Origin of the sequence: Acidovorax benzenivorans, assembly GCF_028680575.1 — a bacterium.
In the GTDB taxonomy this organism is placed as follows: Bacteria; Pseudomonadota; Gammaproteobacteria; order Burkholderiales; family Burkholderiaceae_C; genus Acidovorax; species Acidovorax benzenivorans.
On the sequence record NZ_JAPCKI010000018.1, the window covers coordinates 22,504 to 45,790 of the forward strand.

General features: G+C 65.9%; 16 protein-coding genes. 5 read left to right on the forward strand and 11 right to left on the reverse strand.

Annotation, left to right across the window (positions count from 1 at the left end; translation table 11 throughout):
• Positions 1-66: 66 nt before the first annotated feature.
• A complete protein-coding gene (locus OIN59_RS21500; protein WP_274113703.1) occupies positions 67-2,436 on the reverse strand; it encodes a Tex family protein in 2,370 nt (789 codons plus the stop codon).
• A gap of 285 nt (positions 2,437-2,721) precedes the next feature.
• Here OIN59_RS21500 and OIN59_RS21505 point away from each other — a divergent pair, with 285 nt between their 5' ends.
• The 3 genes from OIN59_RS21505 to OIN59_RS21515 all read left to right on the forward strand — a co-directional run bounded on the left by OIN59_RS21505 (position 2,722) and on the right by OIN59_RS21515 (position 4,741).
• On the forward strand, positions 2,722-3,015 hold the full coding sequence (locus tag OIN59_RS21505) for a DUF4148 domain-containing protein (protein ID WP_274113705.1): 294 nt from the start codon (positions 2,722-2,724) through the stop codon (positions 3,013-3,015).
• A gap of 188 nt (positions 3,016-3,203) precedes the next feature.
• Entirely contained in the window at positions 3,204-3,608 is a 405-nt protein-coding gene (locus OIN59_RS21510; RefSeq protein WP_274113707.1) for a hypothetical protein, read from the forward strand.
• A 47-nt stretch (positions 3,609-3,655) separates the two neighbouring features.
• Positions 3,656-4,741, forward strand: a complete 1,086-nt coding sequence (locus tag OIN59_RS21515) for a DUF72 domain-containing protein (protein ID WP_274113709.1) — start codon at positions 3,656-3,658, stop codon at positions 4,739-4,741.
• A 19-nt stretch (positions 4,742-4,760) separates the two neighbouring features.
• Here OIN59_RS21515 and OIN59_RS21520 read toward each other — a convergent pair whose 3' ends face one another.
• Complete coding sequence (locus OIN59_RS21520) at positions 4,761-5,783, reverse strand: GGDEF domain-containing protein (RefSeq protein WP_274113711.1); 1,023 nt, start codon at positions 5,781-5,783, stop codon at positions 4,761-4,763.
• 482 nt (positions 5,784-6,265) lie between these two features.
• Between OIN59_RS21520 and OIN59_RS21525 the strand changes: the two genes are divergently transcribed.
• Complete coding sequence (locus tag OIN59_RS21525; RefSeq protein ID WP_274113713.1) at positions 6,266-6,868, forward strand: BON domain-containing protein; 603 nt, start codon at positions 6,266-6,268, stop codon at positions 6,866-6,868.
• 31 nt (positions 6,869-6,899) lie between these two features.
• On the opposite strand, the gene OIN59_RS21530 is transcribed toward OIN59_RS21525, so the two are convergent.
• The 6 genes from OIN59_RS21530 to OIN59_RS21555 form a co-directional block, all read right to left on the reverse strand.
• A complete protein-coding gene (locus tag OIN59_RS21530; RefSeq protein ID WP_274113715.1) occupies positions 6,900-7,604 on the reverse strand; it encodes a Crp/Fnr family transcriptional regulator in 705 nt (234 codons plus the stop codon).
• A 354-nt stretch (positions 7,605-7,958) separates the two neighbouring features.
• Positions 7,959-8,633 (reverse strand): Crp/Fnr family transcriptional regulator, encoded by a 675-nt coding sequence (locus OIN59_RS21535; RefSeq protein WP_328517989.1) that lies wholly within the window; start codon positions 8,631-8,633, stop codon positions 7,959-7,961.
• Positions 8,634-8,825: 192 nt separating this feature from the next.
• On the reverse strand, positions 8,826-17,480 hold the full coding sequence (locus OIN59_RS21540) for a GH36-type glycosyl hydrolase domain-containing protein (protein ID WP_274113843.1): 8,655 nt from the start codon (positions 17,478-17,480) through the stop codon (positions 8,826-8,828).
• Positions 17,481-17,542: 62 nt separating this feature from the next.
• Entirely contained in the window at positions 17,543-17,782 is a 240-nt protein-coding gene (locus OIN59_RS21545) for a hypothetical protein (protein ID WP_274113718.1), read from the reverse strand.
• 391 nt (positions 17,783-18,173) lie between these two features.
• A complete protein-coding gene (locus OIN59_RS21550; RefSeq protein ID WP_274113720.1) occupies positions 18,174-18,623 on the reverse strand; it encodes a type II 3-dehydroquinate dehydratase in 450 nt (149 codons plus the stop codon).
• 19 nt (positions 18,624-18,642) lie between these two features.
• Positions 18,643-19,596 (reverse strand): TRAP transporter substrate-binding protein, encoded by a 954-nt coding sequence (locus OIN59_RS21555; RefSeq protein WP_274113845.1) that lies wholly within the window; start codon positions 19,594-19,596, stop codon positions 18,643-18,645.
• Positions 19,597-19,838: 242 nt separating this feature from the next.
• Between OIN59_RS21555 and OIN59_RS21560 the strand changes: the two genes are divergently transcribed.
• Positions 19,839-20,621 (forward strand): IclR family transcriptional regulator, encoded by a 783-nt coding sequence (locus tag OIN59_RS21560; RefSeq protein WP_274113722.1) that lies wholly within the window; start codon positions 19,839-19,841, stop codon positions 20,619-20,621.
• 6 nt (positions 20,622-20,627) lie between these two features.
• Here OIN59_RS21560 and OIN59_RS21565 read toward each other — a convergent pair whose 3' ends face one another.
• The 3 genes from OIN59_RS21565 to OIN59_RS21575 form a co-directional block, all read right to left on the reverse strand.
• A complete protein-coding gene (locus OIN59_RS21565; protein WP_274113724.1) occupies positions 20,628-21,218 on the reverse strand; it encodes a methylated-DNA--[protein]-cysteine S-methyltransferase in 591 nt (196 codons plus the stop codon).
• 50 nt (positions 21,219-21,268) lie between these two features.
• Complete coding sequence (locus tag OIN59_RS21570; RefSeq protein WP_274113726.1) at positions 21,269-22,174, reverse strand: SDR family oxidoreductase; 906 nt, start codon at positions 22,172-22,174, stop codon at positions 21,269-21,271.
• 160 nt (positions 22,175-22,334) lie between these two features.
• A complete protein-coding gene (locus OIN59_RS21575) occupies positions 22,335-23,267 on the reverse strand; it encodes a glutathione S-transferase family protein (protein WP_274113728.1) in 933 nt (310 codons plus the stop codon).
• Positions 23,268-23,287: the final 20 nt, after the last annotated feature.

Below are 23,287 nucleotides of genomic sequence, written 5' to 3' on the forward strand. Positions count from 1 at the left end.
ATTCAGGTGCTGGCGATTATGGGCCCCTGCGCGGCCAAAACACCACCGGCGGCACAGCGGGCTGCGTCAGCGGCCCTTGACCTGTTGCAACTTCGCAAACGCCGACGCCATGGCCGACTGCTGCACCGGCTCAGGCGCCCGACGCTGGGGCTGTGCATAGCCACGGCCTGCGCCCTCAAAGCGGTTGTCACGGGGTGCGCCTCGGTCGCCGCCCTGGCGCGGCGGCGCATCGCCCAGCTTCATCGACAGGCCAATGCGCTTGCGCTCGACATCCACCTCCATGACCTTGACCTTGACGATGTCGCCGGTCTTGACCACCTCGCGCGCGTCGTTCACAAACTTGTGCGCCAGTTGGCTCACGTGCACCAGGCCGTCCTGGTGTACCCCGAGGTCGATGAAGGCGCCAAACTGGGCCACGTTGCTCACCGTGCCTTCAAGGATCATGCCCTCCTTGAGGTCCTTGATGTCTTCCACGCCATCGTTGAAGCGCGCCACCTTGAAGTCTGGGCGCGGGTCGCGGCCGGGCTTTTCCAGCTCGGCCAGGATGTCCTTGACGGTGATGACACCAAACTTCTCGTTGGCGAACAGCTCGGGCTTGAGGGTCTTGAGCATGTCGGAGCGGCCCATGATCTCGACCACCGGCTTGCCGGTCTTTTCCATGATCTGCTCGACCACCGGGTAGGTTTCGGGGTGCACGCCGGTCATATCGAGGGGGTTGTCGCCGCCCCGAATGCGCAAGAAGCCCGCGCTCTGCTCAAACGTCTTGGCGCCCAGGCCTGCCACGTCCATCAGCTGCTTGCGGCTCTTGAAAGCGCCATTGGCCTCGCGCCAGCGCACCACGGCCTTGGCAACGCTGCCCGACAGGCCCGACACGCGGCTGAGCAACGGCACGCTGGCCGTGTTCAGGTCCACGCCCACCGAGTTCACGCAGTCTTCCACCACCGTGCCCAGGGTGCGGGCCAGCTCGCTCTGGTTCACGTCGTGCTGGTACTGACCCACGCCGATGCTCTTGGGGTCGATCTTCACCAGCTCGGCCAGCGGGTCTTGCAGGCGGCGGGCGATGGAGGCGGCACCCCGCAGGCTCACGTCCACATCGGGCATCTCTTGCGACGCGTATTCGCTGGCGGAGTAGACGGACGCACCGGCTTCGCTCACCACCACCTTCTCGATGGCGCGCTCGGCCTTGGCGGCCAGTTTGATGAGGTCGGCCGCCAGCTTGTCAGTCTCGCGGCTGGCCGTGCCATTGCCAATGGCAATCAGGTTCACGCCGTGCTTCTCGGCCAACTTGGCCAGCGTGTGCAGCGAACCTTCCCAGTCGCGGCGCGGCTCGTGCGGGAACACGGTGGCGGTCTCCACCAGCTTGCCGGTGTCGTCCACCACAGCCACCTTCACGCCGGTGCGGATGCCGGGGTCCAGCCCCATCACCACGCGCGGGCCCGCAGGCGCGGCCAGCAGCAAGTCGCGCAGGTTGTCGGCAAACACCTTGATGGCGACCTTTTCAGCGTCGTCGCGCAGGCGGGCAAACAGGTCGCGCTCGGTCGACAGGCTCAGCTTCACGCGCCAAGTCCAGGCCACACATTTGCGAATCAGGTCATCCGCCTTGCGACCCGCATGGCTCCAGCCCAGGTGCAGGGCGATCTTGCCTTCGGCGATGCTGGGCTTGCCCGGCTCTGGTTCGACTGGCAACACCAGCTTGGCTTCCAGAATCTCCAGCCCACGGCCCCGGAACACGGCCAGCGCACGGTGCGACGGCACGCGGCCAATGGGCTCGTCGTATTCAAAATAGTCGCGGAATTTCGAGACTTCAGGGTCGTTCTCGTTTTTGCCGTCCACCTTCTTGCTGCGCAGCAAGCCCTCGGCCCACAGCCATTCGCGCAGGCTTTGCACCAGCACGGCGTCCTCGGCCCAGCGCTCGCTCAAGATATCCCGCACGCCATCGAGTACGGCGGGCACAGTGGAGAAATCAGCACCTGGCTTGCCGTCGTCCAGCACTTCAGGCGGCTTCGTGAACGCGGCCGCCTCCACAGCAGGGTCCAAAGTGGGGTCGGCAAACAGCTTGTCGGCCAGGGGCTCGATGCCGAACTCGCGGGCAATCTGGCCCTTGGTACGGCGCTTTTGCTTGAACGGCAGGTAGATGTCTTCCAACTCCTGCTTCGTGGGTGCAGCCGCAATGGCAGCACGCAATGCATCGGTCAGCTTGCCCTGCTCGTCAATGCTCTTGAGCACTGCGGCGCGGCGGTCGTCCAGCTCACGCAGATACGACAGACGGGCCTCCAGCTCGCGCAGCTGGATGTCGTCCAGCCCACCCGTCACCTCTTTGCGATAGCGCGCAATGAAAGGCACCGTGGCGCCACCATCCAGCAGCTCCACCGCTGCGCGCACCTGTTGTTCACTGACTTTGATTTCTGCGGCCAACTGCCGAACGATCTGCTGCATGTGTGGGGCGGGCTCTCTGAGACTCGGTCAAACAAAAAAGCGAAGCGCGCGAGTTTGCCACAGGCGGTTTGGTCGGCCCAAAGCTCCCGAGCAATCGTCTCCCCGATTGTTCTTAATACTGGAACAGTTAGTTTGCGACTGAGTGGTTTTTCTCTGAACAGCACCGGCGTACAGTTCATCCCATCGATGAGCCGAACCCGCAAGGCGACTCACCGAACCCGGTTCAGGAATGGTTTTTGACCCGGCTTTTTTGAGACGCTTTTTTAGCTTTTAAGGATTTTCATCATGAACAAGACTGCCCGTTTCCTCTCCGTTGCCGCTGTTGCCGCTTTCGCCGCTTTTGGTGCCCATGCTGACGAAGCCGATGGCTCGCAATTTGCCCTGAAGTTCGACACCAACCGCACCCGTGCTGAAGTAACGGCCGAAGCCGTGGTCGAAGCCCGCACCCACAACATGGAGCCAGCAGGCTCGCGCGTGGTGACCTACAAGTCCACCGCTGACCGCGCTGCCGTGCGTGCCCAGGCTGCTGAGGCTGTGCGCACCGGCCAGATCCCCCACGGCGAATTCAGCGCCATGTAATTGACGCAGTTGCGGGACTTCCCATGGTGGTGGCACTTCGCGTTCGCGGGTGTTGCTGCCATGGGGAGTGTTAACTGAACCGCAGGGGCGGGCAGGCAGATCGGGCTCCCTTTGGGAGCCCTTTTTGTTTGTGTGGTGCACGGCGCATTCGGCGCTTCATAAAATGAGGAACCACTCGCCCACGCCCCATGTCCCAGCCCCCCTTCCCCATCCGCACCGAATGCCCCCCCGGCACCTGCGTGTGCGACCGGGATGCGCTGCTGCAGGCGCCGGGCGGGGACGTGCGCATCCTGATGCTCACGCGTGCCGAAGAAAAAAAGATGCTGGAGCGACTGGAAAACCTGGGCAGTCTGACTGACCTGCGCAGGATGCAGGAGCGCATGGAGCAACAGTTAGGCATCCACCTGTCCATCACACAAAGCCCGCACGAGGTGCGCAGTCTGCGGGGCATTGCGATCCTGGTGCACGAACAGCCGGGCTTGTGCCGCAAAACACGGCAAGCCATTCCGGCGGCTATCAAGAAGAGCATGGACGCCCACCCCCAGATCACGTTTGACCTGCTGGACGAAAGCGGGCTGTTTGGGGGCTCATAGCGTCCCCTGCTCTGCCACACTGCTCCAAGCTGCCCCTACCACTGCCCATGCAAGACGATCTTTTTGGCGGCACGCTGCCCAAGCCACCATCGGCAGACGTGGCGGCCAACGAGCCACCAACTCAGCCATCCACAGAAGGCGCTGAGGCCCCTGCGCGGCGCACCCGGTCTGGTACGGTGACCCCCATCGTTCCGGGCGATGCGTTGAAAACCCTGGCCGCCGCCCTGCCGCCACGGCTGCGTCTGGGCACTTCGTCATGGACCTACCCCGGCTGGAAAGGCCTGGTGTGGGAGGGCGAGCATTCCGACACGCAGCTGTCCAAACAGGGGCTGGCCGTGTATGCCCAACATCCGCTGATGCGCACGGTAAGCATCGACCGCAGCTTCTACCGGCCGCTGACGGTGAGCCAGTACGAGCGCTATGCGTCGCAGGTGCCCGACGACTTCCGGTTTGTGGTCAAGGCGCCCAGCGTGGTGACCGATGCGCTGGTGCGCAGCGAGGACGGCCGGGGCCGCCAGCCCAACCCTGCGTTCCTCAGCCCCGAGCTGGCCCGCAGCGAATGTGTGGAGCCCGCGTTGCAGGGCCTGGGGCACAAGCTGGGCGCGCTGGTGTTCCAGCTCAGCCCCCTGCCGCTGGCGCAGCTTGATCGCATACCCGCGTTGTTGGACCGCCTGCGCACCATGCTGTTGGCCCTGCCTTCTCTAGCCCCGCTGGCGCCAGACGGCGTGATTGCCGTGGAGGTGCGCGACCCCGAGTGGCTGACGCCCGACTTTGCCGCTGTGCTGCGCGAGACGGGAGCCACCTACTGCCTGGGCCTGCACGCCAAAATGCCTCCCCTCAAAGACCAGCTGCCCATGCTGCGCGCATTGTGGCCGGGCCCCTTGGTGTGCCGCTGGAACCTCAACCCCGTGCACGGCCCCTACGGCTACGAAGAGGCCGAACGGATGTACGAACCCTACGACCGCCTGCACCACCCGGACCTGGAAGCCCGGGCGGCGCTCGCAGCCGTCATCTTGGGCATCACGGGCCGAGGGCAGAACGCCTTCGTGACCATCAGCAACCATGCCGAAGGCTGCGCCCCCCTCACGGTGCGGGGTGTCGCGGACGAAGTCGCCAAGCTGGTGACAGGGTAAAGCCCCGCCACCTGCGTTACTACTCCGGCGCCTGCTCTATCCGATTGCGGCCGCCGTGCTTGGCGCGGTACATCGCGCGGTCTGCGCGTCGCACCAGCTCTTCGGCCAACTGCTCGCGCTGCGGCGCCATGGAGGCCACGCCGAAGCTCACCGTCACAATGCCCCACGGGGCACCCTCGTGCGGCAGCGCCAGCGCATGGATAGCCTGCTGGATGTGCCGGGCCATCTCAAGGGCCGCATGGGCATCGGCGCCGGGCAGCAGCACCACAAACTCCTCGCCACCAAAGCGGGCCACCAGGTCGCCGTCACGGCGGCCACCGGTTTGTGCCAAGGTCAGGGCCAGGGACTTCAGGCACGCATCACCCGCCAGATGGCCGTAGTGATCGTTGAAGTGCTTGAACACATCCACGTCCAGCATGATCAAGGACACCGACGCGTGTGCCCGCTGGGCGCGCGCCCATTCGTGGGTCAGGGCCTGGTCAAAGTGGCGGCGGTTGGCAATGCCGGTCAGACCATCGGTGTTGCTGAGCAGTTGCAGCTGGTTGTTGGCCTGGGCCAGCGCCTGGGTGCGCTCGTCCACCAGCACCTGCAGTTCCTGGTTGTGCTGCTGCAGGCGGCTGACGGGGTACACCTCGCCGTCGCGCGCGAGGCCGTAAGGGATGGAGATGCTGCTGTGCGTAATCTTCCAGTCGTCGCCCTCCTGCCGGAACACCAGCACCAGGCGCGCGGTCTCATGGGCAAACAGCGGGTCGGGGTTGGGCAGGTGGATGTGAAAAAACGCGGTCACAGCCAGCACGTCGGCCCCCAGCTCCTGCGGGAAGAGGTCTAGCACCTCGATGCCGATGCGCCCAGGCACCTGCGTAAAGTCGAGCTGCGTGATGTCCACCCATTCGCTGCGACTTTTGATGAGCTTGTCGCTGCTGCCAGCAAACCCACTGAAGTTCTCGCTGAAGCGGTCCACCAACCGCGCGTCACGCCCCGCATACATCTCGATGTACTCGTCGAACAGCATGCGGATGAGCCGTTGGCGATCTGGTGGCATGCGACGGTTCCTCGGCGGAGACAGTGACGTTCGGAAAACAGTCCAGCAAGATGGCGCTCATTGCAGTGACCGCTACAAACGAATGTAACACTGCGCAACCACAGCCCCACAACCTTCTGGGGCTGCGCCAGCCAAAACTATGTACGCTGCCAGATGGTGATGGATGCGCGCGGCGCCCAGACTGGATAGCTATCTTGATGACCCTGTCACGGTAGGGCGCATGCTTTTTTCCAGGTTTTGGCAGACACGCCGAAGAGGCGCTGGTGCTGTTGTGAACTCACACCGCGCGGTGGTGCCACTTGGCGGGGCCTATGGGTAGCAAGCAAAGGCTACCCGCGTCCGACGAGGAGCCTTGCCGGCTCGCCACAGCGGCTCACACCTCGGTGGGTACGGTTACGAACAGACAAGCGCACCACAAGAGCACACAGTGCCGGTATGGCTCCCCGACTGGGTGGCCGGGCTTTTCAAGGGACTGTTTCACCATGCGCGACCTGACACTTCACACCACCCACCACCCGCCGCCCCGCAACCTTTGCACGGTACTGGTGGTGCTCGCGCTGCTGCCGCTGGGCTGCAAGCGCAGCGACATGGTGGCCCAGTGGGCGCCCGCCAGTTCTTCGCCGGTAGCGCACCTGGAAGACGGAGTGATCGCCTCACGGGTGCGGACCGCGCTCATCCTCTCGCCAGTGGTCAACAGCCACTACATCAGCGTGGAATCGCACCAGAGTGTCGTGCTGCTCAGCGGCATGGCAGCAAACCCCACGCAGATCGATCTGGCTGTGTTTGTTGCACAAACAGTGCCCGGTGTGAAATCGGTGGAAAGTTTCATGTTCTCCAACGGCACAGTGCCCGCTCTGGCAGTACACCAAGGCCACACGCCAGATCTGCAGGCGCTGCGTGCCAAGCGGCTGTTGGGCCCTGCACCCAGCCAGCTCTACCCGGAACGCTATGCCCAAGCCGGAGTCTATGAGCCCTCCGGCCCGTCCAGCGCCGTGTATATCGGGCCCCTCCCGCAACAGCCATTGCCGGAGCCGGAATCCACCAACAACACGCCGCCGAAGGGCATGTTCCGCCCCAGCCGTTAGAACGCGGCAAGGCAAGCAGCAGCCTGCCAAGCTACTGGCTGCTGCAGGTCACGAGACGCCGGTAGATTGCCTTGTCCGCCGCATAGCAACTGCAGGCCTCGGCCTCCAGCGCCTTGCGGTTGAGCACGGTGAGTTCGCCACGCTGGTACGTGATCAGGCCCACATCCTGAAAATGCCCCGCCGCCTCCGTCACCCCCACGCGGCGCACGCCCAGCATCAGTGCCATGAACTCCTGCGTGAGGTGAAAGGAGTCCGACAGCGACCGGTCCTGGCTCATCAACAGCCAGCGCGCCAGGCGAGGGGCAATCAGGTGGTAGCGCTGGCAAGCCGCGGCCAGCGCCTGTTGGTGCACGCGAGCCAGCAGGCAGGCCTGTAGCAAGGCCTTGAGCGCAGGGATGGCCTGGATCTGGCCACGCAGCTCTTGCGCGCCAATGCGCCAGCTGGACCCGGCCCCTTGCACCAGTGCCCGCCACGGCGTGGCCGCCAGGCCCAGGATCAGCTCTGACCCCAACATTGCTTCAGCACCCACCATGCCCACTTCGAGCGGTGGGTGGCTGTCCACATCGACCACCAGCGACAAAAAGCCCTCGATGGGGAAATGAGCGTGCGCCAGCGGCTCGCCCCGCGTGCTCAACTCGGCCGACAGCACCAGCTCGAAAGGCTCGCAATGCCGCAGCAACTGCTCGCGTGCGGGCAGGGGCAGCTGCTGGAGAAGGGGGATATCTGTGCATTGCATCGGTAAAAGGCCTCAGGAGTCGGTCTGCACTGCACGGAGCGTGCAATGCCATGACACCTGCGCAGAGCCTTGCCCGGCCCAGGGTGGTACCCAGTGTGGGCCGTACGGGACGTGATGACTGTCTGCCAGCGCACACAGGCAGAGCAGTGCACGACACGCCGGGGCTGCGGCCCCGTCCATTGAGTCAATGGCCTAGTGTCCCGAGTGAGAAATTTGTCTCATAAAGATGCCGAGAATCGTCGCCATGCTGCGTTGCAAATCCTCGCGATAGCTACGGCTATCGCTGTGGTTTGCGTCTTGCCTGACAACGATTTCGACATCTTTAGTTTTTCAACGAACTTCTCGCTCGGGACACTAGCTTGCCACTCCAACTGGCAGCAAACGGTCGTACTCCTTTTTGACCACCTCGTAGCACTCGCAGGTGCGATGCTCCAGCCCCGGGCGGTCCAACACATTGATGTGCCCGCGTGCATAGCTGATGAGCCCCGACCGCTGCAATTTGAGCGCGGCCTCGGTCACACCTTCGCGCCGCACGCCCAGCATGTTGGCAATCAGCTCTTGCGTCATCACCAGCTGGTTGCTTTGCAAACGGTCCAGGCTCAGCAGCAACCAGCGGCACAGCTGCTGATCCAGCGAATGGTGGCGGTTGCACACAGCGGTCTGCGCCATCTGCGTGATGAGTGCCTGGGTATAGCGCAGTAGGAGGTGCATGACAGGCCCCGAGCGCTCGAACTCCTGCTTGATCACCTCTGCGCGCAGGCGGTAACCGGTGCCAGCGCTTTGCACCACGGCCCGGCTGGGCGTGGAGCCACCGCCCATGAAGATCGAAATACCCACCAGGCCCTCGAACCCCACCACAGCGATCTCCGCCGAAGCGCCGTCCTCCAGCACATATAACAGCGACACGATGGCATCGGTGGGGAAGTACACATACGGCATGGAAGCGCCGGATTCGTACAACACCTGCCCCAACGTCAGATCGACAGGCTCCATTTGCGGAAGCCATCGCGCCAGCTCCACCTCCGGCAAGGCGGCCAAGAGCTGATTCTGGCGGGGGGAATTGGGTCGTTTGATGGTGGCACCTTGTGTAGCGCGCGGCGCGCGGCCATTGCGGTCGCGCTTCCCACGCTGGGCAGGCAGCCAGTGTGCCGCGATGCCTCCATAGGGTCTGTACGGTATCGCACATACACACAATTACCAAATAGCCAAACGACTCCCCAGTTACGCAGAGTCAGAAATAGGCTCTACCTGCGTCGGAATGGGGATCACACAACACAGGTCTGGCGGCAGATCGGTCCATCGCAGCCGCTCACCCACCTGGAGCCAGCGCGCACCCGGCGGGGCACTACCGGGTAAATTGGACTGCACAGCCCCTGGGGCCACCCGCACCAGAATGAACCGCAGCGTGCACCCACCGCGCACCAGGGTCAGTTCTGCGCCCGGCCAGTGTGATGGCAGGCAAGGCGTGAAGAACAGCTCCTGCGCCCGCATCTGCAATCCCAATATGGATTCCACCGCCGCCCGGTGCAGCCAGCCTGCCGCGCCGGTGTACCAGCTCCAGCCGCCGCGCCCCACATAGGGTGGCTGGCTGTAGATGTCAGCCGCCATCACATAGGGCTCCACGGCGTACACCGGCCCCCACACCGGGTGCTGGGCCCGGTGCGCCGGGCTCAGGTAGGTGAAGTAACGGTAAGGCACATCGAACGCACCGGGGTGCTCCGGCTCCTGCAGGGCCAGTTCTGCGGCGGCCATCAGCGCCCACACGCCGCCATGGGCATATTGCCCCCCGTTCTCGCGCACGCCGGGCGGGTAGGCCTGGATGTAGCCCGCGCTGGGCGTTGCATGGCGCAGCGGGGGCGCCAGCAGCTGGATCAAGCCTGCTGCGGGGTTGACCAGATGCGCCTCGACCGCGTCCATCGCATGGCGCTGCCGCGCAGGCCTTGCTGCGCCAGAGAGCACTGCCCAGGCCTGGGCGATGAGGTCAATGCGGCCCTCGTCCCGCGTGTGGCAGCCCAGTGCCGTGCCATCGTCAAAAAAGGCGCGCTGATACCAGTTGCCGTCCCACGCCTGGTTTTCCAATGCAGCGCGCCAGCCGGTCAGGGCAGTGTCCCAACGCTGCACGCGGTCCAGATCGCCCTGATCGCGGGCCAGCGGAATCCAGTCGGTGACGATGGCGCACAAAAACCACGCCAGCCACACCGATTCGCCGCGCCCACCGTCGCCCACGCGGTTCATGCCGTCGTTCCAGTCGCCGCCGCCCATCAGCGGCAGGCCGTGTGCGCCGGTGCGCAGGCTGCGGTCTATGGTGCGGGCGGCATGCTCGTACACGCTGGCCGTGGTGGTGCTGGCGCTGGGCGATTCGTAGATGTCTTCCGCCCCTTCGGGGATCGCAGAACCTTCAAGGAACGCCACCTGCTCCTCCAGCAAGCTGTGGTCTGCAGTGCGTTCCAGGTAATGCGCGCAGGCAAAGGGCAGCCACAGCAGGTCGTCCGAGAAATGCGTGCGCACCCCGGCCCCGCCCGGCGTGTGCCACCAATGCTGCACATCGCCCGCTTCAAACTGGCGCGATGCGCACAGCACGATCTGTGCGCGCAAGGTACCCGGCTGTGCCCAGGCCAGCGCCATGGCATCCTGCAACTGGTCGCGGTAGCCCGTGGCACCGCCCGCCTGGTAAAAGCCCGCTTTGGCAAACAGGCGTGAAGACACCGTCTGGTACAGCAGCCAGCGGTTGACCAACACGTCGAACAGCGGGTCGGGCGTGGTCACCTGCGTTGCGCCCAGCAGCAGATTCCACTGGTCGACGGTCGCCTTCTCCCGCGTGCGGGCCGCGACGGCCATGGCCTCGGCGCCCAGCGCACGTGCTGCAGCCTCGGTGGGTGCGTAGCCCATCAGGTACACGCGCTCGAACACCGCCCCGGCCCGCAAGGTCACCAAACGCGACAGGGCTGCACAGGGGTCCATCCCAAACCCGCTGCGCTGCCCCAGTTGCAGGGGTACCACCAGATTGCCCTGCGCATCGAAGAACTCGCGGCGGTCGCAAGTCCAGTCCAGGCTGTCGTTGGCACGGTCGTCCGTGCCCGGCCCAGCCGAGGCTTCGCAGAAAAAGGCCGTGCCCCCGCCCAAGCCTGCGGCCGCCTCGGTCTGCGTGCACAGCAGGCCCAGCAAGCGGCCATCGGGCAGTGGTGCAAAACACGGGGCGGTGGCCAGCGTGGCACGGTCGCCGCGCTTTTCTCCCATCATCCACTCCACCATGCCCACCAGGCGCAAGTGCTCGCGCCGGTTGCCCAGGTTGCGCACCTGCACAAACACCTGCTTGATGGCGGTGACGGGGTCCACGCACCAGCGCACCTCCACCTCCAGCGCGCCTCTGCGGTGGCGGATGGTGGTAGTGCCCTGGGCGTGCTCCACGCGGTACGCCACATCGGCCGCACCCCAGGCCGAGGGCGTCAGGCCCCACACCTCACGCGTGCGGCGGTCTTGCAGCAGCAGCCATTCGGCGGGCGGGTCGGCCACCGGGTCGTTCGACCACGCGGTGAGCTGGTTCAGGCGGCTGTTGAGCGCCCAGGTGTTGCCCGCGCCAGTTTCCGACACCATGGCCCCCAGCTGGGCATTGGCCAGCACATTGACCCAGGGTTTGGTGGGCCGCAGCGCGGCCGACACATCAAACCCAAAGGTGCCTGTCACCGGTGCAAAACCGCCCACCGGCGCGGGCACCTGGGTGCTGCCCTGGTGCGTGGGCACTTCGTCCGTGGCGCCGCCGCGCCAGGGGCCGGCCATCGAGACGCCATGGGCCGCCACCCAGGCCTTTACCTGGTGCATGAGCGCATGGCCATCGGCCTGCAGGGTGATGCGGGCCAGGCTCACCAAGGTGCCCAGCTGCGCAGCCGACAGCTCATCCAGCCGTAGCACCCGCAGGCTGGTCACCGCCGGGCCGGTGTGTGTGGCCAGGTCGGCATCGTGGTGCTCGCGCAGCAGCGTCAGCTCGCGCTGCAGGGGCATGTGGTACGAGTGCGATTCACTGCTGAGCACCACCAAGTCGCAGGCCACACCGCCATGCGCCCATTCGCGCAGCGCCTGGGCCAGCGTGCGCAGCAAGCCCATGCCCTGGGGCGATCCGGCCATCACCAGCACGATGGGCCGGTCGCCTGAGAGGCCCAGTTGCCACAGCGTGCGCCGGTCACACACGGGGTGGGCGGCCTGGGCCTCGGTCAGCACGCCCAGGTAGGTGGTGTGGACCTTGGGCAGCGTGAACACCAGCGCCGTGGTCAATGCCTGCAGCGCGGGCAGGTAGTCGCGGTGCGGGCGGTGCGACGCCCACTGGATGCTGGCCAGCGTGGCCGACATGGCCGAAGCGCGCTCCAGATAGGTGGTCTGGCGGTACTTGTCGATGATGGCCAGCAGCGTGGCCGGGTCTTGCGATGCCGCCGTGGCAAAAGTGACGCAGGCCTGCGCACCGGGCGCAATGCGCAGCATCACGCCCAGCGCCGCCACAGGGTCCAGGCCCGTGTCCAGCGATGCAGGCATTTCAGGCACGCGGCTGAGCAAAGCCAACGGCTGGCCGGGCGTATGGTTGCGCCCCAGCCAGAGCTGCCGGTCGGTCTGGCAACGCAGGCCCAGCACGTGCCCTTGGGTATCTGCGACAAAGTGGGCGGCTTGCAGGGTGGTCTCGGTCTGCAGGCGTGGCGTTCGGATGAACCTCAGCGCCTGCTGCGCGGGCAGCCAGTCGGCCGCGATGAAGAGGTTGGAGAACGCGGGGTGCGCCTCGTCGGCCGCGTGGGTGGCCAGGGTGATGTCCAGGGCCGAAATCAGCTCCAGCTCGATCACCTCATCACCCAGGTTGCTCACCACCACCTTGCGCAGTTCAATGTCGTCTTCCGGGCTCACCCACACGGTGGTGTGCACGCGCAGCCCCGGCCACAGTGCGTCAAAACACACGCGGTCAGCGTGGAAGATGCTGCCATACACCGCACGCGCATCGGGCGCGGGGTGGCTGGTGACGGACGCGGGCACGCTGGAGCCCATCTGCCGCACATACAGAAAGCTGCCATGTGCATCCCGCAGCGCATCGTCGCGCCAGCGGGTGATGCCCGTCTGGTGCCAGCGGCTCCACCCTGCCCCGTTGGCGCGCAGGGTGACGCTGTAGCGCCCGTTGCCCAGCAGATGTGTGGGCTCCAAGACCTGGGCGCCCGGGGTGACGGGGCGCACATGGTCGGGCGTTTTTTGTTGGCGCGCATGCAGCGGCAGGCGCGGCGGTGTGGCCTGCAAGGTGGGCAGCTCGCGCGGTGCGCGCTCCTGCAGCAGCGGCAGCACGGCTTCGATGCGGGCATGCGCCGTACCCCAGCGCTGCGCAACACCACCCAGCAGCACGTTGGCCAGCGCCACGATGGTCATGCCCTGGTGGTGGGCCATGTAGGTGCTGACCAGCGTGAGCCGCTCGCCATGGGTCTGGCGTTCGGGCGTGAAGTCCAGCGCCTCGTAAAAACCGTAGCGCCCCCGCGCCGACAGTGCGGCCAGCGTGCGGAAGTTGGTGCAGGCTGCGCGGGCATCCACCTGGGTGGCCAGCGCCGTGGCATAGGGGGCAATCACCAGCTCGCCCACGGGCGTGCGGCGCAAGGCCAAGCGGGGCACGCCCTGCGGCGCGTACTGGTAGGCCAGCGTGTAGTCGCGCCCGGCATAGGCGCATTCGGAAATGCCCCAGGGCATGTCTTTGCCCAAGGCCTGCACCAGCGCCACATGCTCACGCAGGGCGGACCGCCCTGCCTCGCCCAAGGCGCTGTGATAAGGCTCGGCCATGACCAGCGTGGGCATGAGGTATTCAAACATCGAGCCCGACCACGAGCGCAGCACCGCATGGTGGCCGTTCGCAAAAAACGGCCGTCCCAGGGCCGCCCAGTGCTTGACGGGCAAGTCGCCCTTGGCCACGGCCAGCAAGCTGGTGGTGCGCGACTCGGACGCGAGCAGGTCATAAAAAGAGGTGTCCAGTTGCTGCTCGTCCACCCGGTAGCCAATGTGCAGCAGGTGCCGCCGGGGGTGATACAAAAACCGAAAGTCGGCCTGCCAGGCGAGGGTATCCAGCGCCTCGGCCAGGGCCATGAGGCGCCGCGTGGCTTCAGGCGCGCCGCCATTGTGTGCGGCCTGCAGGTCACGGTCCACTGACTGCAGCGTGGCCAAGTGGTCGGCCAGCAGCCACAGCAGTTCGTCCTGTGCCGTGGGCGGGCTGTGCACGATGGCCGGGTGGTGTGGTTGGGCCATGCTGCACAACTCGTCCTGCGCCTGCACTAGCAGCGCGCGAAACGCCGTGGCCTCGGGCAGGTGCGCGGGGTCGGGTGGGCGCATGCCCAGCAGGCGGCTGAGCGCGGAGGGATGCTGCAACCCGCGCATGCCCGGGTGGTGGATGCCCAGCCGGGGCTGCAGCCGCGCCAGCGAGGCGCGGATGGCCTGCTCACCCGCCTGCGGCGACAGCGGCTGCGCCGCCAGCGCGCTGCAGGCCTGTGCCACGGCCACCAGGTGGGCGCAGAGGTTGCCACTGTCCACCGTGGACACATATCGCGGGTGCAGGGGCTGCAGGGTTTCGGTGTCGTACCAGTTCAAGAAGTGGCCCCGGTGCCGCTCCATGGCTTGCAGCGTCAATAGCGTGGCGTCGAGCCGGTCCAGCAGCTCCAGCGTGCCGATCCAGCCGAACTGGCGTGCGCAACTGGCGCTCAGCAGGTACAGCCCGATGTTGGTGGGCGAGGTGCGGTGCGCCACCATTTCATACGGGGCGGTCTGCAGGTTGTCGGGCGGTAGGTGGTGGTTGTGTGCATCCACGCAGCGCTCGAACAAACGCCAGGTATCACGCGCCACTCCGTGCAGCAGGTCCTCGTCTTCGGCCGACAACGCAGGGTGCCCCTGACCGGGCGGGACCCTATTGGCCAGCCACACCAGCAGCGGTGACAGCGCCCACAGCGCCAGCAGCGGCCCCACCAAGGCCCAGGGCACCGAGGTGTCCAGGGAGCCCCTGGCCCACAGCGCCACGCCACAGCCCAGCGCCAGCCAGGGCGCCGCCCTGTGCCTGCGCAGCGTGGCCACCAGGCCTGTGATCAAGGTGTTCTGCGCGGCCTCGGCCGTGGTCCACTCCAGCAGGTGCCTGCGGCTCACGGCCTGCCGGTGCACGGTGCGCACCACGGCATCGCCCAGCAGCAGGGCCTGCTGCGGCAGCAGGGCCAGGTGCCACACGCCGCTGGCCAGGGCACGCAGCAGGTCGCCTGAGGCTTCGTGCACAAAACGCACCCCGACCAGCCCAAAACGGCTGGGCACCCAGCCCGCCAGCGCCCCCATCAAGGGCGCAGCCACATAGGCCGCCACCACCAGCGCCAGCGTCCTGACCAAAGGCAGGCCCAGCCCCGCCAGGGCCAGCACCACCAGCACCAGCGATGCGGGCGCCACGAGCGAGCGGCGCAGGTTGTCCAGCAGCTTCCAGCGGTTGATGGGCGAGAGGCCCCAGCGCTGGGCCTGGGCCAGAAAGGGCCACAGCTGCCAGTCGCCCCGCGTCCAGCGGTGCAGGCGGGCGGCAGCGGTGTCACTGTGCTCGGGCTCGGCCTCCACCAGCGTCACATCGCTCACCACTGCGCAGCGTGCCAGCGCACCTTCAAGCAGGTCGTGGCTCAGCACCTGGTCGGCCGGCAAGCGCCCGCCCAAAACGGTGTGCACAGTGGCCACATGCAGCAGGCCCTTGCCGGTGAAGCTGCCTTCGGCAAAAAAATCCTGGTACACGTCGGACGTCATGGCGCTGTACGGGTCCAGCCCCTGCTGGCCCGCAAACAGCCATTGCCACAACGATGTGGTGGCAGACGTGGGCAGTGGCGCCAGCACCCGGGGCTGCAGGATGCCGTAGCCCTGCACCACACGCTGGCTGCAGGCATCCAGACGGGGCTGGTTCTCAGGGTGCTCGGCCACGCCCACCAGGCTGCGCAGACGGCCTGGTGGCAACTGCGTATCGCTGTCGAGCGTGAGCACATAGCGGGTCTGTGGCGCCAGGTGTGAGAGTTCGCCCAGGTCCAGGAAGGCGCCCTGCACTCCGGTGGCGAGTACGGCCACCAGCTGTTCCAGCTTGCCGCGCTTGCGCTCCCAGCCGATCCACTGCTGCTGCGTGGGGCTGTAGGCGCGCGTACGGTGCAGCAACACAAAACGTGGGGCACTGCCCGTGGCGGGTGGGTGTTGCGCATTCAGGGCCAACATCAAGTCCTGGGCGTGCGCCAACAGCGCACCGTCTTCAGGCAGGTCTTGCGCGTCTGCATCCACACCGTCGGTCAGCAGTGCAAATTGCGCACAGGGCTCGGGGTTGGCCAGGTAATGCAGGTGCAGGCGGTGCACCAGCCGGTCGATGGTGCCGGTACTGCTGAGCAAGGCCGGGATCGCCACCAACACACGTGCCGATGCCGGAATGCCCGCTGGCAGCAGGTAGCGCGGCATGTAGGTGGGTCGGATGGATTCGCCAATGAGCCGGTTGACCACGGCCACCACGATCTCGGACACAGGCAGCAACAACAAGACGGCGACCAGCGCCAGGCCCGCAAGATGGGCGGCGCTGGTATCGGGCCCCACCTGCACACCCCACAGGGGCGCCATCAGCCAGGCCAGCAGGCCGAGCGAGCCCAGCAGCAAGGCGCCCAGGTACAGCGGCACACGTGACAGCCCCACCGCAGAGCGCCACATGGCCACCGCATTGGTGGCATGGCGGCGCGTACCGAGGGCGTGCTCCAACTGACTGCGCCCGGCGCCTTGAAGCCAATAGCCTGCCAGCGCCTGCGCACCTTCAGGCGCATCCTGAGGCTTACCGTCGGCGCCCGACATCAGCACCAGCAGCGCCTGCGCCACGGCAGCCTCGCCCTGCCCGCTGCGGGCCGACAGGTTTTCAATGCCGTGCAAGGTGGTGTTGCGCGTGGACTCGTCTTCGGCCGCGAACACGGGCGACTGCAGCATGGCGCGCAGCACCAGGCTGGTCTGGCTGATGATGTCGGACCAGTCGGCCGCGCCAATCAATCGCAGCGCCGTGACGGCATTGCCCATACTCAACTGGTCCGCCGCCTGGTTGATCTGCTGCTGGGCCTGCAGCGCCACCAGGTCGGGCACAGCGGTCAACAACCACTGCTGCACCGGCAACAATGGCAGCCCCGGTGTATGCCCACCCGGCGTTCTGCGCCCAGCCATGGACTGCGCCAGATGGGCCAGGAACACAGGGGCCACGCCGCGCTGATCCATGGTGGCACACGCTGCGTCGAGCGTCTCGGCGGTCAACGCTTCGCAGCGGGTGGCGCACAGGCTGGCCAGCTCCTGCGCGGCCTTGTGGCTGGCCAGGCGCTCGGCCAGGCGGCGCAGGTTTTCGATGAGCACCACGCGCAGCGTGGTGGGCAACGCCCACAGCTCGCCCTGGCTCAACTCGCGGGTCTGCTGGTAGGCATTGAGGTAGTGCGCCAGCAGCGATTCATCAAACGCGCTGTCGGTGTGGGCCACAAACGACCACGCCACGCCGTACACACGCGGCAGGCCCACCAGCGGGGCGTCTTTGAGCACTGGCAGTGAGCGGTAGTAACGCGGCGGCAGCCCGGCCCGGATCTCCTTGAGCTGGCTTTCGATCAGGTGGAAGTTGTCAAACAGCCATTCGGCGGCGGGGCTGATGGCATGCTCGTCATGCGGTGCGTCGAACAGGTAGTGGTGCGCGGCCCGCAGCGCGCGGATGTTGCTCTGCAGGCGCGGGTAGAACGTGGTGCGACCAAACGGCGCCTTGCCTGCGTCGTGGGACGCGCCCAGGTGCCGACCATGCTCTTCGAAGCGGGCCACGCCAAACACTTCGGCCCGCAGGGGCTCCAGCACCGGGCCTGCCCGTGCATCGAGCATGTGGTCCAGCGCGGACGGAACCCAGGGCCATGGTGTGCGTAAGCCCATGCGCGCGCGCCCTATCACACCAGCGATACAGCCCCCACCAGCAACGTGACCAAGAGTGCAACGGTCACCACATGTTCGGCCACCAGGGTCTGCAGCCATGCAGCGCCAGCGAGCAACTGGTCCAGCGGCCCACGCAAAGCGCCGCAGTGCGCCAGATGTTCACCCAAGTGGGAGAGCTCCAGCAGCGATATGTCTGCCGACCGCCCGACGCAAGACGTGTCCCACGCAGAGGCAAGGGTGGATGGATGGGACATGGAAGGCTCCTGGTACACAAGTGAATGGCGCAACCGCATGGCGGGTACGCTCTGATCCTCTTGTACAAGGGCTGGTGCTGCGCGTCTGTGCGCTGTCGAACAGACCACGGAGGGCCTGGTTTTTGCAGGCCGGGGCTCGGGCATTTCGCTACCCGCCCCCAGCCCATGCCAGCGATTTCTTTGGCGATGCGGGCTACTGTGATACACCTCAAATGCTACTATTTATATAGCATTATGCGCAATCAACAAAAGCGCCAGCGGCCGATTTGACCTCAAACTCTCAGATCAACCCCCGCTCAGTGGCACTGCGGCGGCATGCAGAGCGGGGCTGTCAGCAGCCTATGGCTTTCAGCTGCGCCGTTGCACATACATCCCCTGCACCCCACACCGCTCAGGCAACCTGGGCGGCTTCGCGCAGGCTTTCGACCAAGGCTTGCAGCCCCGCAAGGTAGGAATGGGGCCCAAAGCCCTGCACCGTGGCCTTGACGGCGGGCGAGATGATGGAGTGCGCGCGCCAGGCCTCGCGCGCGGCGATGTTGGACATGTGCACTTCGATCACCGGGAAAGGCATTGCCTTGATGGCGTCGTGCAGCGGCACGCCGTGCTGCGTGAGGCCGGCAGGATTCACCAGTGCGCCCTGCGCCGCGTCGATGTTGGCGTGCAGGAAGTCGATGAGCGCGCCTTCGTGGTTGGACTGCACGATGTCGAGCTCCACACCCAGCTCTGCAGCGAGCTTGAGCAAACGCTCGTTGATCTGGGCCAGCGTGGTGGTGCCGTAGATATGGGGTTCGCGGCGCCCGAACAGGTTGAGGTTGGGGCCGTGGAGGATGAGGATTTTCATAGGTTTCAGACCGGATGGCTTACTTGCGGATGCGGGCCAACTCGTCGTTGTAGAGCTTGACGATGGCCGGGTCGTAGGTGGCCGCGAACTTCTCGATCACGGGATTGGCGATCTGCTGCATGCGGGCCAGCTCGGCGGGCATGATCTCGTTGTAGGCCATGCCTTTGGCTTGCAGGTCACCCACCGAACGCTGCGCTGCAGCGCGGCTCACCTGGCGCTGGTAGCCACGCGACTCGTTGGCGGCGTCGTGCATCATCTTCTGCTCGGCGGGGGTGAGCTGGTCCCAGAACTTCTTGCTCACCAGCACGATGTTGGCGGCGTACACGTGGTTGGTGGCGCTGACGTACTTCTGCACCTCGAACATCTTGTTCGACAGGATCACCGCATACGGGTTCTCCTGGCCGTCCACGGCTCTGGCTTCGAGCGCGCCATACAGCTCGGCAAAGGGCATGGGCACGGGGTTGGCCTTGAAGGCCTTGAAGGTCTCCAGGAACACCGGGTTGGGGATCACGCGCAGCTTGAGGCCATCAAAATCGTCGGCCTTGGTGATGGGTCGCTTGCTGTTGGTCACGTTGCGAAAACCCAGGTCCCAGTAGCCCAGGGCCACCAGGCCTTTCTCGGGCAACCGAGCAATCAGCGCCTGGCCCAACGGGCCGTCGAGCAGCGCATCGGCCTGCGCAAAGTTGGCCACCGAGAAGGGGAAGTCCACCAGCCCAAATTCTTTAACGATGCCCGCCAGCGACGTGGTGGCCGGAGCCGACATCTGCTGCACACCGCCCTGCAGCGCCGACTGCTGCTGCATCTCGTTGCCCAGCTGCGAGGCGGGGAACTCCATCACCTTCATCTTGCCGCCGCTCTTGGCCGCCAGCAGCTCGCCAAAGCGCTTGACGCCGAAGCTCACGGGATGGTCGGCGTTGTTCAGGTGGCCAAAGCGGATCACACGCTCCTGCTGCGCGGCGGCGGGCAGCGCCATCAAGAAGGACAGGCCAGCGGCCGCCAGGAGGCAAGCAGTTTTTTTCACAGGGACTTCTCCAACAAAAAGAGACCAGGAATGTGCACACCAGGCCCGGAGTGCATCTGGGACTGCATCGTACGAATAAAGTGGAAACTGTTTCCACAGTAGAAACCCTTTAACAATTTTTGATACATTGCGCCGGAAGATCCAGGGCCTGGCTATCCCAGAAGAACCTGTTCACGATCACAAAGAGCCCCGCCATGAGCAGCATCCTTGAGCGCAGTTTCAAAGTCCTGGAACACCTTGCCCCACACCCTGAAGGCAAAGCCCTGTCGAGCCTGGCCTCTGAACTGGACATGCCGCTGAGCGCCACACACCGCCTGCTGGCCGAGCTGATCCGTTGCGGCTACGTACGGCAGGACCAGAGCCAGGGCAGCTACATGCTCACCATCAAGCTGGTGTCGCTGGGCCTGGGCTACCTGAGCGCGACGGGCGTGGTGGACATCGCCCAGCCCCTGCTCGACCGGCTGGCCGCTGAATCTGGCGAGCTGGTGCGTCTGGCCGTGGTGGATGGTGATGCGCTGACCTTTGTGGCCAAGGCACAAGGGGCCGTGCGCGGTCTGCGCTATGACCCGGACATGGGCCTGTCAGTCAACCTGTCCTGCAGCTCGGCCGGCCACGCGTGGCTGTCCACGATGAGCGATGAAGAGGCCCTGGCCCTGGTGGCGCGCCAGGGCTTCGGCAAGCCCGAGGACTACGGCCCCAACGCGCCCACCACCGTGAAGGCGCTGCTGGCCTATCTGCGCACTGCGCGGCAGCAGGGCTTCAGCACCATCGTCGAAGTGTTTGCACCGGCCATGACAGCCATGGCCGCGCCCATTCGCCGGGGCAACGGCACGGTGATCGGGGTGGTGACCATTGCCGGCCCGTTGGTGCGCCTGACACCCGAGCGCATGCAGGCCCTGGGCCCTGCCCTGCTGAACACCACGCACGAACTGGCCATGGCCAGCACGGGGTCACCGCTGCTCAAACAGCGCGGCTGAGCCCGGTCAGTCTCTGGGCGCAAACAGCGCCAGGGTGTCGTGCGCAAACGCGCCCTCGATCTCCAGCATGCGCATCTTGGTGGTGGCGCCGCCACCGGCCGAAAAACCGCCTGTCTTGCCGTTTGCAGCCAGGATGCGGTGGCAAGGCACCACGGGTGCAAACGGGTTGTGGCCCAGGGCCTGGCCCACGGCACGGGCAGCGCCGGGCTCGCCCAGCTGGGCCGCCATCTCGCCATAGGTCATGGTCTTGCCAGGCGGGATGCGGCGGGCCAGTGCGTACACGCGGGCGTTGAAGGGCGGCACGGTGTCCAGGGCCAGGGGCACATCGCACAGATCGTCGCGTGCGCCCTGCAGCAGGGCCGCCACGCGCGCGGCCCAGGCAGCGACTTGGGGTGGCATGGCGCATTCGGCCAGTTGCGGAAACCGGCGCTGCATGCGCGCGCGTGTCTGGGCCTCGCCCGCGTCCTCGGGCAGCTGCACACCCACCAGCAGCGCGCCCTGCCACGCAATGCCGCAGTGGCCAATGGCAGTGGGGAACAGCGCATAACCGCTTGCGGGGTTGTGCGCTGTGTCGATGGTGTGCGGCTTGGCGGGCATTTGCTACATCTTTAATAGCTATTTACGCTTATGCATAAAGCGCCTGGGGCTTATTCAGCCCTCAATGCCGCCCGCAACTGCGCACCCAGCTCGGGCTTGGCGGCAAACGGGTCGGTGGGGTTGCGGCCCATCATCACGTCTTCCATGCGCGTCTGCACCGAGGCCAGGGCCTTGGGGTGGCTGTAGATGTAGAACTGGCCTTGCGCTGCGGCATCGAACACCTTTTGCGCCACCTCGGCCGCCGTCACCTTGCCACTGCCCACGGCCTTGTCGCTCATGGCCTGGCCGATGAGCTGGCTCTTGGTGGGCTTCTCCACCGCCATGTCCTGCGGGCGGTTGCGGTGGCTCTGGCTGATGCCGGTGGGCACGAAGAAGGGGCACAACACGCTGGCACCGATCTGGTCGGTGACCAGCGACAGGTCCTGGTACAGCGTCTCCGACAAACTGACCACTGCATGCTTGCTCACGTTGTAGATGCCCATGTTGGGCGCCGCCAGCAGGCCCGCCATGCTGGCGGTGTTGACGATGTGGCCGCGCCAGGAGGGGTCCTTCTTGGCCGCTGCCAGCATCATGGGGGTGAACAGGCGCACACCGTGCACCACGCCCCACAGGTTCACGCCCAGCACCCACTCCCAGTCCTTGACCGAGTTCTCCCACACCAAACCACCCGCGCCCACGCCCGCGTTGTTGAACACCAGGTGCGGTGCGCCAAAGCGCTGCTCCACATCGGCAGCCAGTTGCTCCATCTGCGCGGCGCTCGATACGTCCACCTTGCGGGCCAGCACCTGGCTGCCTGCGGCCTGCATCTCGGCCGCAGCGGCATCCAACGCGTCCTGCTGCACATCCACCAACACCAGGTTCATGCCCAGGCGGGCGCCAATGCGCGCGCATTCCAGGCCAAAGCCCGAGCCTGCACCGGTGAGGACGGCGGTTTTTCCGGAAAAGTTGTCGATCATTTTTTCTGTCTCCTTGAAATCGTTGGCATTTACAGCGTCGGTCAAAACTGGCGGGGCCCGAGCCAGAGACGCCAAGCAAGGGCCGCCCCGCAGCGAGGGTGTCGTCCTCCTTCCCGAATTGCGTCAGCAATTCGAGAGAAGGGGGAAGCGGCGCAGCCGCTCAGGGGGATGCTCTTAAAACGTAGCCGATGCGCGGGAAGTGCACATGGACGGTGCCCGCACGCGGGTCCGTGCGCCGCAGCGTGTAGCGCGTGCGCGTGGCGGCGATCAGCTCGCCCCCGGTGGGCTCCGTGCCAAAGCTCTCGGCGGCAATCGTGACCTGGGTACCCAGCGGGATGCCGTGCTCGTTCTGGAACACGTCGTCCGTCAAGGGCAAAGGCTCCATGCCCGCAGCCACGGTAATGGCGTCTGCAGCGCTGAACTTCTCCATGCGGCCATGGCCCAGCGCGGCGATGCGGTCCATCCACTCCAACACGGCGGGCGTGGCGGCAAAGATGTCGGCCATCACCGGCACACATTGGCGCGTGAACCACAGCGGGTGGTAGGCCGCAAAGTCGGCCAGGCAGGGCTCGGCGCCAAACAGGAAGTCGTGCTCCTCAGCCATGTGGGCGATGCGGCGCAGGTACGAGCGATAGGCGGCCGTGGCGTCGGCGGGCCGCAGGCGCTGCATGCCCGCGCTCATCTCGCGGCGGTCTTCGCCAAACACTTGCGCGGCCGCAGGGGGCAGGTTGGCAAACAACACGGCTGCACCCTTAGGCTGCAGGTTGTAGGCCATGGCGGCCCAGAACAGGGTGCTGTCAGCCCACTGCGCAAACACGCGGGCCACGCCTTTCAAGTGCGGTGGGTACAGCACCGGTTCGGGATGCTCGTGCTCCAGCACGTCACAGATCAGGGCCGAGTCGCAATAGATGTCGGCACCAATCTGCAAAAACGGCGTCTTGCGGTAGCCCCCCGTGAGCGCAACCACATCGGGCTTGGGCAAGACGCTGGGGATAACGACGGACTTCCAGGCCAGTTGCTTGAAGCCGAGCACCGCGCGGATCTTTTCGGAGAACGGCGACGAGGGGTAGTGGTGCAGGATGAGGTGGGACATGGGGTTCTCCGCAAAATGCT